Origin of the sequence: Janthinobacterium sp. FW305-128 (assembly GCF_020858135.1) — a bacterium.
GTDB lineage: Bacteria > Pseudomonadota > Gammaproteobacteria > Burkholderiales > Burkholderiaceae_D > Janthinobacterium.
This window is the reverse complement of the sequence record NZ_JACYMK010000011.1, coordinates 124,060-138,940: the sequence shown is the minus strand read 5'-3', so window position 1 is coordinate 138,940 and position 14,881 is coordinate 124,060. Positions and strand designations below refer to the sequence as shown.

General features: G+C 66.0%; 12 protein-coding genes and 2 tRNA genes. 12 read left to right on the top strand and 2 right to left on the bottom strand.

Annotation, left to right across the window (positions count from 1 at the left end; translation table 11 throughout):
• Positions 1–46 precede the first annotated feature (46 nt).
• Positions 47–688 carry a hypothetical protein gene (locus tag IGS60_RS21995; protein ID WP_070290759.1) on the top strand — a complete coding sequence of 214 codons (642 nt, stop codon included), beginning with the start codon at positions 47–49 and terminating at the stop codon, positions 686–688.
• A gap of 39 nt (positions 689–727) precedes the next feature.
• Positions 728–4,486, top strand: coding sequence for an AAA family ATPase (locus IGS60_RS21990; RefSeq protein WP_230506204.1), 3,759 nt, complete (start codon positions 728–730; stop codon positions 4,484–4,486).
• Positions 4,487–4,490: 4 nt separating this feature from the next.
• On the opposite strand, the gene IGS60_RS21985 is transcribed toward IGS60_RS21990, so the two are convergent.
• Positions 4,491–4,658 carry a hypothetical protein gene (locus tag IGS60_RS21985; protein WP_162835746.1) on the bottom strand — a complete coding sequence of 56 codons (168 nt, stop codon included), beginning with the start codon at positions 4,656–4,658 and terminating at the stop codon, positions 4,491–4,493.
• 178 nt (positions 4,659–4,836) lie between these two features.
• Here IGS60_RS21985 and IGS60_RS21980 point away from each other — a divergent pair, with 178 nt between their 5' ends.
• The 5 genes from IGS60_RS21980 (at position 4,837) to IGS60_RS21960 (ending at position 7,559) form a co-directional block, all read left to right on the top strand.
• Positions 4,837–5,046 (top strand): hypothetical protein, encoded by a 210-nt coding sequence (locus tag IGS60_RS21980; RefSeq protein ID WP_034755039.1) that lies wholly within the window; start codon positions 4,837–4,839, stop codon positions 5,044–5,046.
• A 61-nt stretch (positions 5,047–5,107) separates the two neighbouring features.
• Complete coding sequence (locus IGS60_RS21975; protein WP_230506203.1) at positions 5,108–5,968, top strand: hypothetical protein; 861 nt, start codon at positions 5,108–5,110, stop codon at positions 5,966–5,968.
• A 58-nt stretch (positions 5,969–6,026) separates the two neighbouring features.
• The gene (locus IGS60_RS21970) at positions 6,027–7,205 is read left to right on the top strand and encodes a class I SAM-dependent methyltransferase (protein ID WP_230506202.1); all 1,179 of its coding nucleotides are present in this window, start codon (positions 6,027–6,029) and stop codon (positions 7,203–7,205) included.
• Positions 7,206–7,261: 56 nt separating this feature from the next.
• A tRNA-Met gene (locus IGS60_RS21965) sits at positions 7,262–7,338 on the top strand.
• Positions 7,339–7,482: 144 nt separating this feature from the next.
• Positions 7,483–7,559, top strand: a tRNA-Met gene (locus IGS60_RS21960).
• Positions 7,560–7,629: 70 nt separating this feature from the next.
• Here the strand turns inward: IGS60_RS21960 and IGS60_RS21955 are convergent.
• Positions 7,630–8,244, bottom strand: coding sequence for a hypothetical protein (locus IGS60_RS21955; RefSeq protein ID WP_139143036.1), 615 nt, complete (start codon positions 8,242–8,244; stop codon positions 7,630–7,632).
• Positions 8,245–8,522: 278 nt separating this feature from the next.
• Between IGS60_RS21955 and IGS60_RS21950 the strand changes: the two genes are divergently transcribed.
• From IGS60_RS21950 to IGS60_RS21930, 5 genes are all read left to right on the top strand, one after another.
• On the top strand, positions 8,523–9,041 hold the full coding sequence (locus tag IGS60_RS21950) for a sigma-70 family RNA polymerase sigma factor (protein WP_230506201.1): 519 nt from the start codon (positions 8,523–8,525) through the stop codon (positions 9,039–9,041).
• A 1-nt stretch (position 9,042) separates the two neighbouring features.
• Positions 9,043–10,050: a FecR domain-containing protein gene (locus tag IGS60_RS21945; protein WP_230506200.1), complete on the top strand. Its 1,008-nt coding sequence runs from the start codon at positions 9,043–9,045 to the stop codon at positions 10,048–10,050.
• 102 nt (positions 10,051–10,152) lie between these two features.
• Positions 10,153–12,654, top strand: a complete 2,502-nt coding sequence (locus tag IGS60_RS21940; RefSeq protein WP_230506199.1) for a TonB-dependent receptor — start codon at positions 10,153–10,155, stop codon at positions 12,652–12,654.
• Between the two features lie 116 nt (positions 12,655–12,770).
• Positions 12,771–14,435 (top strand): acid phosphatase, encoded by a 1,665-nt coding sequence (locus IGS60_RS21935; RefSeq protein ID WP_070223819.1) that lies wholly within the window; start codon positions 12,771–12,773, stop codon positions 14,433–14,435.
• A gap of 205 nt (positions 14,436–14,640) precedes the next feature.
• Positions 14,641–14,877 (top strand): hypothetical protein, encoded by a 237-nt coding sequence (locus IGS60_RS21930; protein ID WP_099408811.1) that lies wholly within the window; start codon positions 14,641–14,643, stop codon positions 14,875–14,877.
• Positions 14,878–14,881 lie beyond the last annotated feature (4 nt).

The window sequence follows — 14,881 nt, the reverse complement described above, 5'->3', positions numbered from 1 at the left end:
ATTACGCCCACCATCCATTCTCCCACGGTACCATTTGAAAGGTTTTATGAAGAAAATCCGTCATTTCCCCCTGCTGGGCGTTTCGTTGCTCATATCGCTTGCCGGTTGCGGCCCAAGCGCCGAGTACCCGCCCCCGATGCCGGCCGAAAAGACAGCAGCGTCGCAACTGTCGAAACCCATCATGCTCAAGGACCTGAGCACCGGCATCAAGGCGGGGAAATCGGTGGCCGATGGCTATCTGGGTAAATGGAGCTATTTCGGCAAACCGCGCGTCGTCACCACCGAGCAGCTGGCTGACGGCACAGTGACGGCCATCACGGTCTTGCTGGAAGGGTCTGACTCATACCAGCTCCAGAAAGAGCTTGAGGAAAAATACAGCAAGGAAGAAGGGCATCCCGTCACATTCAGCTGCAACCGGGCGTACCGCCGCCTCCCCGCACTCGACAACTTGAGAATCGTCGATGAAAACTGCATTGTGTATCATGCCGATCAAATATTGCGCATTCATTCCCTCTCTCCGTATGACACAGAGATGATCAACAAATTGTGGTCCGCCAGAGCCCTGTTCTTCACCACCAAACTGACGCTGGTCGATGCCGGCCTTGAAACCAAACGCGAAGCCGCCATAGCGGCGGCGTCCGCCGAAAAGCACGCGGCCGAAGAAGCCAAGGCGAAAAAAGATCTGTAAGCGCACCCGTCGGGCGACTGCATCAGCATAAAGAACAGCATGAAAATCCTGAAAATCAGCGGCAAGAACCTGGCTTCGCTGGCCGGCGAATTTGAAGTCGACTTCCAGCAGGAACCGCTGGCGTCTTCCGGCCTGTTCGCCATCAGCGGCCCCACGGGCGCGGGCAAGAGCACCCTGCTCGACGCCTTATGCCTGGCCCTGTACGACGCCACGCCGCGCCTGCTGAAGGTACTGGGCCGGGGCAGCGCCCTGCCCGACGTGGGCAAGGAAACCGTCAACGCGCAGGATACGCGCACCCTGCTGCGCCGCGGCACGCCGGACGGTTACGCGCAGGTGGACTTCGTCGGCAACGACGGCGGTCACTACCGCGCGCGCTGGAGCGTGCGCCGCTCGCGTACCAAAGCGGAAGGGGCGCTGCAGGCGACCGCCATGAGCTTGCACCAGCTGCCCGCGCTGCAGCCCATCGGCGGCACCAAGACGGAAGTTAAGGAAGAGATCGAAAAACGCATCGGCCTGTCCTTCGACCAGTTCACGCGCGCCGTGCTGCTGGCGCAAAACGAGTTTTCCACCTTCCTCAAGACGGAAGACAATGAACGGGGCGAATTGCTGGAAACCCTGACGGGCAGCAGCATCTATACCGATATTTCCATGCGCGCCTTCGAGCGGGCGAAAAAGGAAAAGCAGGTGCTCGAACGGCTGGGCGAAAAGCTGGCCGACCAGCGGCCGCTGTCGCCGGAAGAGCGCAGCGAGACCGAAGCGTCAAGCGGCGCGGCCGAAACCGCCCTGCAAACCATCGACCTGCGCAAGGCCGTGCTGGAATTGCAGCAGCGCTGGCACCAGGAGACGCACAAGCTGCAAACCCAGGTGGCGGCCGCGCAGGAAGCGCTGGACAGCGCCGATGCCGAACGGGCCGCCGCGGAGGAACGCCGCGCGGCGCTGGCGCAGTGGGAATTGCTGCAGCCGGCGCGGCCCCTGATCGACGACGTGGCGCGCCTGGCCGGCGAGATCGCCGGCACGGGCGCCGCGCTGGAAGCGTCGCGCGCGCAGGCGGCGCAAGCCGTGGCCAGCGAAGCGCAGCTGGCGCAGGCCGTGCAGCAGGCGGCAGCGGCCTTGCTGGCCACGGAAGCGGCGCAGCGCGATGCCGCGCCCCTGCTCGACCAGGCCAAGGCGCTCGACGCAGGCATGGCGGCGCACATGCCCGCGCATCGCCAGGCGCAAGATGGGGCCCTGGCCGCCGACCAGGCCAACGAGGCGGCGCGCGCCGCGCTGCACGCGCTGCAGCAGCGCCAGCATGCCGCGCAAGCGGAACAGGAAGCGGGCCGCCAGTGGCTGGCAGCGCACCAGCAGTGGCAGGCGCTGGCGCAATCGTGGCAGTTGTGGGATCAATTATTTGCCCAGGCCGGCCAGGCGGCCGCGCAAGCCGATGCGGCCGACGCCAGCATGGCCGAGTCAAGACAGCGGCTGCGCCAGGCCTTTGACGCCACGCAGGCGGCGCAAGCGGCGCTGGCCAGCGCCGCTGCCGTGCTGACGGCGCGCGATGTCGAACGGCGCGCGGCGCTGGCGGCCGTGCAAGCCATCGATGGCCAGGGGCTGCAGGAACAGCGCGGCCAGCTCGAGACGCACGCGCGCACGTTGACCAGCGCGGAAAAGACCTGGAGCGAACTGGCGCGCCAGCAGCAGGCGCTGGCGCACTGGCAAGCGAGGGCGGCCCAGCTGGCGCAGGCCGCGCAGACGGAAAACATGGCGTTGGCGGCGGAAGCGGCGCAAACGGCGCTGCTGGAAGCGCGCCTGGCGCAGGCGGAAAAATCCTTGAAAGGCGCGGAGGCGGCATGCGCGGCCAGCGTGGAGCAGCTGCGGGCCAATTTGCACGACGGGCAGCCCTGCCCTGTCTGCGGCGCGCCGGAACACCCGTACAGCCACGCCGACCACGCCTTGCAGGCGATGCTGGCCAGCTTGCAGGATGAGGTGCTGGCCTGCCGCGCGCAGGCGCGCGGCAATCTGGAGCGGCTGGCCACGCACAAGGCGGCCCTGGCCGCGACGGCACGCGAGCAGGCGCAAACGGAGGCCGAACTGGCGGCCCTGCCGCCCGCCATCGACAGCTTGCTCGCGCAGTGGCAGCCGCACGCGGACACATTGGAACTGCCGCCGGCAAATGAGCGCGCGGACTGGTTCGCGCGGCAGCTGGCGGCCAATACGGCCGGCTTGCAGGCACTGGCGCAGCAGGAGGCGGCGCTGCGCCAGGCCGGCGTACGGCGCGAACAGGCGCAGGCGGCGCATGAACTGGCGTCAAACGACCATGCGCGCTGCACAAGCACCGTCGCCGAGACGCAGGCGCGGCTGGCGCAGCTGCAAGCGCAGCAAGCGGGCAACGCCGACAAGGGCGAGACGGCGCGCGCCGCGCTCGACGCCTTGCTGGCGCAGCTCGATGGCGCGTTCGCCGACGCCGACGGCGCCGAGGACTGGAAAGACAGCTGGCGCGCCGGCCCGGCCGCCTTCCGCGCCGCGCGTGAAACGGAAAGCCGGCAATGGCTGAAACAGCAGGCGGACCAGGACCACCGCGGCCACGCGCTGGCGACCCTGGCCGCGCAGCTGGAAGCGGCACAGCTGGCCGCCGCCAAGGCGCAGCAAGCGGCGCAGGAAGCCCACGCCGTCTTTGCCGCCGCCGACAAGCAGCGCACGGCAATGCAGGCGGAACGCCACGCGCTATGGCAGGGCCGGAGCGTGGCCGAGGTCGAGCGCACACTGGCAGGCGCCATCGCGGCAGCCAAAGAGCTGCTGACGCAGCAGCAAACGGCGGCGCAATCGGCCAGCCAGCAGCGCACGCGCCTGGAAGAAGCGTGCGCGCAGCTGTCGCAGCGGCTGGCTGCCCTGCGTGAACAGGAACACGGCGCCAGCGCCGCCCTTAACGGCTGGCTGCGCCAGTTCCAGGATGCCCATCCGGCCCGTGCGCCCGCCGACATGGACGCCTTGCGCGCGCATCTGGCCATCGCACCGGACGCCATGCGCGCCGAACGCGACGCCCTGCAAGCGATCGCCGACCGCCACACGGCGGCCGTTTCCGTGCTGGCCGAGCGCCGGCAGCAGTTGGCGGCGCATGTGCAGCAGCCGCCGGAGGCCCTGGAAATGGACGAGGCGGCGCTGCAGGATGCGCTCGACGCGCTGCTGCTGGAACGCCAGGCGGCCAACCAGGAAGCGACACGGCTGCGCCTGGCCATCGCGCAGGACGATGCGCGGCGCCACAGCGCGCAAGCGATGCTGGCGCAAATCGAGGCGCAAGCCGTCATCGAGCGGCGCTGGGCCAACCTGAATGAACTGATCGGTTCGGCCGACGGCAAGAAATTCCGCAACTACGCGCAGCAATTCACCCTGGAAGTGCTGCTCGGCTATGCCAACGCGCACCTGAACCAGCTGGCGCGCCGCTATCAGCTCGAACGCATCGACAACCCGAACAATCCGTCGCTGGGCCTGATGGTGCGCGACCAGGACATGGGCGGCGAACTGCGCTCCGTGCATTCGCTGTCGGGCGGCGAATCGTTCCTCGTCTCGCTGGCCCTGGCGCTGGGCCTGGCCTCGCTGTCCTCGAACCGCGTGCGCGTCGAATCGCTGTTCATCGACGAGGGCTTCGGCAGCCTCGATACGGAAACCCTGCGCGTGGCCATGGATGCGCTCGACGGCCTGCAAGCGATGGGCCGCAAGGTGGGCGTCATCTCGCACGTGCAGGAAATGACGGAGCGCATCGCCACCCGTATCCTCGTGCAGCCCGGTTCAGGCGGTAAGAGCGTGGTGACGGTGCACTAGGTCGCTAGCGGCTGGCCGGCTCCCGGCACAGCCTGAGCATATCCCAGCCCAGTTCGCGGCGGATCTGCTCGGGGTCGGGCGGGGGGCGGCGCTGTTCCAGCTCCGCTTTCAGCCACTTCCTGACCAGCTCCTTGGCGGGCTGTACAGGCTTTTCCTTGTCATGCTTGTCCATGGTGCTACCTCTTCAATGGCGGTCAGACGACCTCCTATATACGCTCAACGCCATGGCACGGATTCAGTTGACCTGCGCGTGGCGCAGATGCAACAACGTGTAACGATGGACGGAGTGCGTTAAAATCGCCGCCTTCGCGTAACTACCCGCTACGCCCCGCAACAGTTCAAGGAGCCCCATGAAAGCCGCCCGCAGCCTCACCTTCAAGTGCGTCAAATGTCACAAATCCATGCAGGTTTACCTGCAAAAAGTCTCCGCCTGCTCGCATATCCAGCCCTACCAGGGCATTTGCGCATGCGGCGAACTCAAGCGCCACGCCACGGGCCAGGCCGATGCCGTCAAGTCTTACCTGGAGTCGGCGGACGGTAGCTGGTCGCACCACCACTAATGGTTAAAGTCTGGGCGATTGTTGCCGTTAAATACGGTACACAGCCCATATAGAACCGACCATGTCCCAGCTTCCCGCCCTCGCCAGCCGTCAACCCGCCTCGACTACGCTGGCTGGCCAGCAACCGTCCCGCACGGGCAGCAGCGCCACGGGCCTGGCCGGCTCGCCCCTGATGCAGCGCACGGCGCAAGACGTGGTCGCGCTGTCGAAGAATGGCCTGGACCTGTCGGCCAAGGGGCTGTCGCAACGGACCGATGCGCTGGGCAACGCCACCGTCGACGTGGCGCAGGATTTTCTCTCCAACATGACGCGCCAGCTGTTCGGCGACGGCGCCAGCATCTCCTTCGATTCGGTCGATTTGCAAGCCGGTTCCAGCTTCAGCAGTGCTGGCGCCAGCGTCTCGGGCGCAGGCGCCAGCAGCCGCGCGGCCGCCTTCAGCCTCGATGAAAACGCGCATTTCATCGGCAAGGGCAAGATCACGACGGCCGATGGGCAAACCTTCGACTTCGAAGTGGAAGTGCAATATCAATCGAACATCAGCGCGGGCGTCCTTGAGCAAACGCAAGGCGAAACGCCGGAAGCCACATCCTCCGAAGACGGCGCCCTGCCCGCCAAAGAGTTGCCCGCCACGCACTTCGGCGGCAATCTGCACGACCTGTTCAAGCTGCTGGGCCAGCAATTGCAAAGCAACATTTTTAATAACAACATCAACAGCAACGCCGATGTCGCCAGCGCCAGCGGCAAGGATGGCGACCTGGCAGGCAGCCTGAGCTTGCGTTTGCTCAAGCTGGTGCAGCCGGACGCGGCGGTCAAAGCCGACCAGAAAGCCGTGGAAACGACGCCGGAAGACCAGGCACGCGCCCGCGCGCTGGCACTCGCCTATGGCACGGACACTGCTAACGGCACTGCCAGCGACGTATAATGGAAGACGGCCTGCGCAGGCGACCATGCCGCGCGCCCCCTTCTATCGATTGAAATCCATGTCCGACACTTCTTCCCCTACCGTTCATCCGCAGATCCACTGGAGCGAAAACGGCGCCGAGCATTCGGCCCGCTGGCGCTCGGAAAGCGGCATGCCGCCGCCCAAGCGCGTCGTCATCGCCGATGACCGCACGACGGCCGACCAGGCTTACCGCCTGGCCTGCGAAGGCACGGCCATGCTGTGGCGCGGCGACTTCCAGAACGCGCGCCAGCTGCTGCAGGCGCTGGCGCGGCGCGCCGACCACAAGAACGACAAACCGAGCAAAAAGGCCAAGGCCGCCAAACTGGCGAAACCCGAACCATCGGCCACGGAAGCGTTCCATCTGCACCGCCAGGCGCAGTCGCAGCGCGCCCGCACCCTGGCCATGCTGCTGCTGCCTTTTGACGCCGACTACACGATTCCGCTGCGCCGCGCTCCGGACGTGAAACTGGCTTGCAATGAAGCGTATGGCCGCGGCGAGGAAGCGTTCGTCGCCTCGCTGCGCGAACTGCTGGGCCTGATCGGCGCGCACGAATGGCGCCGCACGGGCGTGGAACTGCCGGCCCTGGGCCAGCGTATCCACCCGCATTACGGCGTGTTCGCGCCCATCCGCGGCGAATACGTTGGCCTGGTGGCGGAAGCGCCGCTGCCCACGCGCGCCAGCCTGGCCTTCGACATCGGCACCGGCACGGGCGTGCTGGCCGCCGTGCTGGCGCAGCGCGGCGTCAACCGCATCGTCGCCACCGACCAGGACCCGCGCGCCCTGTCCTGCGCACGCGAAAACCTGGCCCGCCTCGACTTGATCGACAAGGTCGAGGTGGTGCAGGCCGACCTGTTCCCCGCCGGACGCGCCCCGCTGGTGGTGTGCAATCCGCCATGGCTGCCGGCCCGCCCAAGCTCGCCGATCGAATACGCCGTCTATGATCCGGACAGCCGCATGCTGCGCGGCTTCCTTTCCGGCTTGGCCGACCACCTGGAACCGGCCGGCGAAGGCTGGCTGATCCTGTCGGACCTGGCCGAGCACCTGGGCCTGCGCCCGCGCGCGCAATTGCTCGAATGGATAGAGCAGGCAGGCTTGAAGGTCGTCGGCCGCCTGGACGTGAAACCCACGCACCCGCGCGCGCAGGACGCCACCGACAGCCTGCACGCGGCACGCTCGCAGGAAATCACCTCGCTGTGGCGCCTGGCGGCGGCGTAATCGAGGGTCTGAAACCCGGCCATTGCGCATTGCAGCAAACCCCGCTATAATTCGCCTGCGGGGTGGAGCAGTCTGGCAGCTCGTCGGGCTCATAACCCGAAGGTCACAGGTTCAAATCCTGTCCCCGCAACCAGATACCGAAAAGCCGCTGATTCTTGCAAGAGAATCAGCGGCTTTTTCCATTGCGGCGCAGTATCTCAATGGCCATCCTGCAAGCCAAATATCCTTCATTTCCATCCGCTCTTTCGCAATGCAGCAAACTCGGTTATAATTCGCCTGCGGGGTGGAGCAGTCTGGCAGCTCGTCGGGCTCATAACCCGAAGGTCACAGGTTCAAATCCTGTCCCCGCAACCAATACATAAAAAACCGCTGATGCCTGCAAGGGAGTCAGCGGTTTTTTTCATTCCGGGCCGGGCCCATGCTGTTACGCGGTGACGCTGGCCCTGATCTGCCTGGCCGCCGCATGCAGGCTGGCCGCCACCCGTTCCAGCTTGTCGGCGCCCGCCGTTTCAGCCAGGGCGGCAAAGGCGCTGATATGAAACGTGGCCACCATGGCGGGCGACACTTCCAGCTCCAGCGCGGTCTTGCTCAATTCCGTCGACGCCTCGAGATAAGGCTCGCTGCCCGCCTCGAACGCCTGCTTCGTTTCCAGCAATTCCTGTCCGCCCTCGGCCTTGGCCAAACATGCATCGACCTTTTGCTGGAAAGCAGGCAAGGTATCGCGCACGGGGCCGGCGTCGGGCGCCGCTTCCGGCTCCGGCGCCACTGGCGCAGGCGCAGCGGCGGCCGGCTTGTTCGCCGCCGGCATGTCGCGCATCGTCAGCCAGCGCTCGACGGCGAGAAAATCGGCAAACGGCTCGCCCACCTTGGGGTTCATCAGCCAGACTTCGCCCGTGCGCCAGTCGATCCGGGCACCGCGCTCGTTTCTCGCCAACAGAATATCCTTGCCGCCATCGGCATTCGACACCCGGCCGATGTCGATCCAGTTCATCACTTCCGCCTGGCGCGACATCGCGTTGACCCGATGGAAATAGGCCAACCATAAAAATCTGGCGACCAGAAGAACCAGGACACCGCCAACCATCCACATCATTTTTTTTGCTCCGCTCCACATGGCCAACCCCATTTTCTCACATGAAAGCTTGCGCCAAGGAAACTTTTACATCTGCCGTGCGCAGGCGCAAAGCCCGCGCCACGCGCGGCCCGGGCGCGCAGTCGCATTTCAGCAACGCCGCGTTTTCCTGATTGCCTGGTGCGCGCCGCTGCGCTATCATGAGAACAATTCTCATTTAGATTAAGATATTCCATCCCGTCCGCATGCTGTCCGCCCCTTCCCCGCCGTCCGAATTCCAGGCCCTGTACGCCGAGCACCACTCGTGGCTGCTGTACTGGCTGAAGCGCCGCCTGCACGATGCGGGGCTGGCGGGCGACCTGGCGCAGGATACCTTCCTCAAGATCTTCGTTGCGCGCAGCAGTGCCGGGATCGCGCAGCCGCGCCCCTTCCTGGCTACCATCGCCAAGCGCCTGCTGGCCAACCACTGCCGGCGCGAAGAACTCGAACGCGCCTACCTCGACGCCCTGCTGCACCAGCCGCAAGCGAGTACACCGTCGCCGGAAGCGATGTCCATCCTGCTCGAATCGCTGCAGCTGGTCGACCGCGCGCTGGACCGGCTCTCCGCCAAGGCCAGGGCCGCCTTCCTGCTGGCCCACCTGGACGGCATGAGCTATGCCGAGATCGCCGCCGAACTGGGCACCACCACGCATTCCGTCAAAAAATACCTGAGCAAGGCCAACTTGCTGTGCTTTTTTGCCGTGCCCGATTTTGCCGCGCCCTGACATGCGCGGCGCCACCGTCTACGCCCAGGGCCAGCCCATCGACCTGGCCGTCGCCATGCAAGCGGCCGAATGGCTGACCACCCTGATGAGCGGTGAAACGACGCCGGCGGAAAAAACGGCCTGGCAGCAGTGGCGCCAGGCGCACCCGGACCATGAACGGGCATGGCGTCACATCGAAAGCGTCAGCGGCGGCTTGCGCGAACTCGATGGGCCAGCCAGCCGCCAGGCGCTGCTGCAAAGTCCCCTCTCGCGTTCCGTCTCGCGACGCGGCAGCCTGCGGCTGCTGGCGTGGGTATCGGCCATCGGCATCACGGGCTGGTTCGGCGCGCGCTCGGAATATGCGCCCGGCATGGCCCGCGCCGCGCTGGCCGACCTGTCCACCGGCGTGGGCGAACGCCGCGAGCTGACCCTGGCCGACGGCAGCCGCCTGCATTTGAACAGCGGCAGCGCCGTCAACATCCGCTACACGGACACGCAACGGCTGCTGCAACTGGTGCGGGGCGAAGTCTTCATCGCCACCGCCCGCGAAACGGGCCGGCCTTACCGCCCCTTCCTCGTCGAAACGGCGCACGGCCAGGCGCAGGCGCTGGGCACGCGCTACTCGGTGCGCCAGGCCGAGGGCAGCACGCTGGTCGCCGTCGAGGAAGGCGCCGTGCGGCTGATGCCGCGCCAGGGCGATGGCAGTCTCGTGATCCAGGCCGGCCAGGGCGGCGGCATGACCGCGCGCAGCATCGTGCCCGCGCACGCCGTCTCGCCCGACATCTGGGCCTGGCGGCAGGGCTTGCTGCTGGCCGACGCCATGCCGCTGCGCGACTTCCTGCATGAGTTGAGCCGCTACCGCCACGGCTTGCTGGGCTGCGACGACGCGGTGGCCGGCCTGCGCATCTCCGGCGTCTTCCCGCTGGCCGACCTGGACGCCGTGCTGCTGTCGCTGCCCGATTCCCTGCCGGTGGACGTGCGCCTGCGCACGCGCTATTGGGTGCAGGTGGAAGCGCGGCGGCAGCGCTGAACATGTATTTTGACGCCAGCGCAAAAAAAAGGTACCCGTTTTCGATTCTCGCGTGACCTGTGTAGGCAACGTTCTTTTTGACGACTACACCACAAGGTAACCATGTCCCAAGCTATCTCTTCCAGGCCGCGCATCAAGCGCATGGCATATGCCATCCAGCTCGTCTTCATCGGTTCGGCCCTGCTGCTGAACGTCCAGGCGCCAGCCCTGGCGCAGGAAAGCGCGGCCGCCGCTGCGGCCAGTCTCGACTTCCAGGTGCCGGCCGGCGACCTGGCGGCGGCGCTGCGCCAGGTCGCCAGCCAGTCCAGGGTCATCCTCAGCTTCACGCCGGACCAGACGCGCGGCAAGACGTCGGCGGGCTTGAGCGGCCGCCACGACGTGCTGGCCGCCCTGAACGGCGTGCTGCGCGGCACGGGCCTGAAGGCCGAGCGCAGCGCCAATGGCAGCTACGTGCTGCGCCCGGCCCAGGCCCAGGCGGATTCCGGCGCGGAGGCCATCGCCATGATGCCGGAAGTATCGGTCAAGGCGCAGCAGGACGCCACCGAAGGCTCGGGCGCGTATGTCTCCACCCTGCCGATCGCCACGGCCACGCCGCTGGGCCTGTCGATCAGGGAAACGCCGCAGTCGGTCAGCGTCATCACGCAGCAGCGCATGCAGGACCAGGGCTTGAGCACGATCGCGCAAGTGATGGCGCAAACGCCGGGCATCACCCTGTTCTCGCTGGGCAGCGAGCGCACGGGCTTTACCTCGCGCGGCTATTCGATCACCAATTACCAGCTCGACGGCATCAGCACGCATTCGGAAAACCTGGGCCTCGACGCGATACCGTCGCAAAGCCTGGCCGACATGGCGCTGTACGACCGCATCGAAGTGCTGCGCGGCGCCTCGGGCCTGATGACGGGCGCGGGCGACGCGTCGGGCGCCATCAACATGGTGCGCAAGAAACCGACGGCGCAGTTCCAGGCCGCCGTCGAGGGCGAGCTGGGCTCCTACGATGAACGGCGCGCCATGGCCGACATCTCGGGTCCGCTGGACGAGGCGCGCACGGTGCGCGGCCGCCTGGTGACCGTGTACGAGGAAGGCGACAGCATCATCGACGGCTACAGCCGCGACAAGAAAGTGGTCTACGGCGTGGTCGAGGCGGACCTGTCCAGCGACACGAAGCTGACGGCCGGCGTGACGCACCAGCGCAAGCGCTCGGACGGTTCCCTCTCCTACCTGGGCTTCCCCCTGTTCTACAGCAATGGCGCCATGACGGACCTGCCCCGCTCCTTCAGCCCGGCGGCCAGGTCGAATCGCTTCAACACCAATTCAACCGACATCTTCGCCACCTTGGAACACGCGCTGACAAACGACTGGAAGCTGAAAATCTCGGCCAACCGCGTGCAGTCGTCGCAGGAGGAGCGCGCCGTCTACATGAACGTGAGCGCCGGCTTCCCCGACCAGGCCACGGGCGATGGCCTGGGCCTGAGCGCCGACTACCGCGATTACCAGCTGAAGGTCAACAGCGTGGACGTCAACGTGCGCGGGTCGTTCAGCGCCTTCGGCCGCCAGCACGAACTGGTGCTGGGCATGGACTACAGCCAATTCCAGAGCAAGACGGACGGGCGCTTCGACTGGAGCATCCAGGGCAGCGGCGTCAACCTGTACCGCTGGAATCGCCTGGCAACGCCCGTGTTTGGCGATACGTACGTCACCTACGACAGCACGCGCCGCCAGGCCAGCGCGTATGCCGCCACGCGCCTCAACCTGTCCGAGCGCCTGAAACTGATCGCCGGCGCCAAGGTGCTGCGCTACAGCGAGAACTACATCTCGGACGCGCCTTCCGTGCCGTTTTACAGCGCGTCGCCAGCCTCGGAAAGCCGCGTCTTCACGCCGTATGGCGGCCTGGTGTTCGACATCGACGCCACGCACAGCGCCTACGCCAGCTATTCCACCATCTACCAGCCGCAAGCCCAGCAAGACCGCTACGGCAAGCTGCTGGCGCCGCGCGAGGGCAAGACCTTTGAAGCGGGCATCAAGAGCGGCTGGTTCGATGGCCGCCTGAACACGGCCGCCGCGCTGTACCAGATCCGCCAGAGCAACCTGGCCGAATCGGACCCCGGCTACACCGTCCCTGGCACGAACAATCCCGCCAACCGCACCATCAAGGGCGCCAAGACCCAGGGCGTGGATCTGGAAGCGACGGGCGCGCTGACGCCGGACTGGAACATCTCGGCTGCGTGGTCCTACAGCCAGACGGAAAACAATACCGGCAAGGCGATCCTGACCACCTTCCCGCGCCACCTGGTGAAACTGTGGACCACTTACCGCCTGCCCGGCGAGTTCAATCGCCTGACGGTGGGCGGCGGCGTGAACTGGCAAAGCCGCGTGTATTCCGACATCGACGCGTGGCAGATCAACAGTACCCTGCACTGGGAACAGAAGGCGTACTCGGTGGCCAGCCTGATGGCGCGCTACGACGTCAACGACAAGCTCTCTGCCACCGTGAACGTGGCCAACCTGTTCGACAAGCAGTACACGGCTTCCGTGTCGGACTGGTGGTACTCGGGCATGTATGGCCCGGCGCGCAAGGTAGCACTGAAGGTGCGCTACCAGTTCTAGGGCAGGCCGAATATTTCACAGGGGCGCAGGGCCGGTGATACAATTTTCCCGCTTCACGGGCGTTGCCGGCCATTGCCGCCAACGCCCGTGCCCATAGAGACACCCAAGGAGAATGTGTGAAGGACCTCGCCCCCGCCCTGCCAGCCGATCCGGCCGACCAACCCGCCAATCCCTCGCGCCGGCGCATTTTCCAGGCTGCGTCCGCAGTCGGCCTGGCCGCCAGCCTGCCGGCGCTGGCCGACGCCGCACCAGCCAGGAAGACCATCGCCAAGGGTTCGCTCGACGCGAAACTCAAGGCGCACGTCAAGAACGTGGTCGTGATCTACCTGGAAAACCGCAGCTTCAACAACCTGTTCGCCAACTTCCCCGGTACCAGCGCACCCCTGTCCGCCGTCACGGCGGAACAGGCGCAGCAGCTGGACCGCGACGGCAAGCCGCTGGCAACCCTGCCGAAGATCTGGGGCGGCCTGGTGCCGAATCAGCAAAATATCGGCGGCATCGATTACCTGATCAAGGAAGAGCAGATTTCCGGCCTGCCCAACGCTCCCTACAAACTGAGCGACGCGTCCGGCAAGCCCCTGCCCGAGAGCATCATCACGCGCGACCTCGTGCACCGCTTCTATAACAACCAGATGCAGATCAATGGCGGCAAGAACGACGGCTTCGCCGCGTGGGCCGACAGCGGCGGCCTGGTGATGGGCCACTATGGCGAAACGTCGAAAAACCTGAACCTGTGGCAGATCGCCGAGCAGTACACCTTGTGCGACAACTTCTTCATGGCGGCCTTCGGCGGCTCCTACATGAACCACCAGTTCCTCGTCACGGGCCGCGCCAACGAATACTTCAATGCTGCCGAGACGGCAGCGAAGAAAAAGATCGCCGTGCTGGCCGACGGCCCGCAAGGCGTGCGCCTGGCCCTGTCTCCCGAGTGCCCCGCCTCGGCGCTGGACGGCAAGCCGAAATACGTGAACGACGGCGCCATCACGCCGGACGGCTATGCCGTCAACACCATGGCGCCGCCCTACCAGCCCAGCTACATTCGCCCTGCCTTCGACGGCGACCCGCTGCACGCCGACCCGGCCGACGCGAATACCCTGCCGCCGCAAACCTACGACACCATCGGCGACCTGCTGTCGCGCAAGGGCGTCAGCTGGGCATGGTATGGCGGCGGCTGGCAAGCGGCGCTCGACCACAAGGGCGGCGGCAGTAAACCAAATTTCCAGTTCCACCACCAGCCGCTGAACTACTTCAAGCAGTTCGCGCCCGGCACGGCGGCGCGCGCCGAACACCTGCGCGACGGCGGCACGGGCGACAGCCCGATCTCGAACAAATTCCTCGCCGCCGCCGTGGCGGGCAAGCTGCCGGCCGTGACCTTCTACAAGCCGCAGGGCAATCTGAACCTGCATGCGGGCTATTCGGACATCGAATCGGGCGACCAGCACGTGGCCAACGTCATCCAGCATCTGAAGGAATCGCCGCAGTGGAAGGACATGATCGTGGTGATCACGTTCGATGAGAACGGCGGCTGGTGGGATCACGTGGCGCCGCCAAAGGGCGACCGCTGGGGCCCGGGCACGCGCATTCCCGCCATCGTCGTCTCGCCGTACGCGAAAAAAGGCGCCGTCGACCACAGTTTCTACGACACGACGTCGATCCTGCGTTTGATCACGCGCCTGCACGACCTGCCGCTGCTCGAAGGCCTGAAAGTGCGCAACGACGCGTTTGCAGCACGGGGAGCCCTACCTCCCGGTGACCTGACGGGCGCCCTGAGCTTCCGTTAAGCCCCACACGGTGCGGCACGCCTGTGATACACTGCGTGCCGCACTTAAATCCGCAGGTCTGCTTTTCCTGCCGATGATATTCACAATGAGCCCGACTCCAGTAGCCGGGCTTTTGTTTTGTGGATGAAGTGAAAGCGTATTGACATAGGCGGGCAGCACCTTGCCCGCCCCTTGGCCTTCGCAGGCCAGGGACAGAGGTTAGCAAATGAGAGATAAAAAAGACAACGCCACCATCGACTTGCCCGGTTTCGGCCCGCCGCCAGCGCTCGAGGCGCCAGAGCCGGCGCCGGAGCCGCAGCGACGCGCGCGCGCGCGCAAGGCGGCGCTGAAGCAGGTGCAGCTCGAATTGCTGGAGCCGACCGACGCCACGGGCCTGCCCGTATGGACGCGCGACGCCGGCCTCGATCTGACCGGTTTGCCCATCTGGGCGCCAGATAATTAGTACC

Excerpts from the sequence above, each read along its gene's own strand:
- IGS60_RS21945 (WP_230506200.1), top strand. The coding sequence starts at position 9,043 with ATGCGCGGCGCCACCGTCTACGCCCAGGGCCAGCCCATCGACCTGGCC.
- IGS60_RS21975 (WP_230506203.1), top strand. The coding sequence starts at position 5,108 with ATGTCCCAGCTTCCCGCCCTCGCCAGCCGTCAACCCGCCTCGACTACG.
- IGS60_RS21995 (WP_070290759.1), top strand. The coding sequence starts at position 47 with ATGAAGAAAATCCGTCATTTCCCCCTGCTGGGCGTTTCGTTGCTCATA.
- IGS60_RS21985 (WP_162835746.1), bottom strand. The coding sequence starts at position 4,658 with ATGGACAAGCATGACAAGGAAAAGCCTGTACAGCCCGCCAAGGAGCTG.
- IGS60_RS21930 (WP_099408811.1), top strand. The coding sequence starts at position 14,641 with ATGAGAGATAAAAAAGACAACGCCACCATCGACTTGCCCGGTTTCGGC.
- IGS60_RS21970 (WP_230506202.1), top strand. The coding sequence starts at position 6,027 with ATGTCCGACACTTCTTCCCCTACCGTTCATCCGCAGATCCACTGGAGC.
- IGS60_RS21950 (WP_230506201.1), top strand. The coding sequence starts at position 8,523 with ATGCTGTCCGCCCCTTCCCCGCCGTCCGAATTCCAGGCCCTGTACGCC.
- IGS60_RS21980 (WP_034755039.1), top strand. The coding sequence starts at position 4,837 with ATGAAAGCCGCCCGCAGCCTCACCTTCAAGTGCGTCAAATGTCACAAA.
- IGS60_RS21990 (WP_230506204.1), top strand. The coding sequence starts at position 728 with ATGAAAATCCTGAAAATCAGCGGCAAGAACCTGGCTTCGCTGGCCGGC.
- IGS60_RS21940 (WP_230506199.1), top strand. The coding sequence starts at position 10,153 with ATGTCCCAAGCTATCTCTTCCAGGCCGCGCATCAAGCGCATGGCATAT.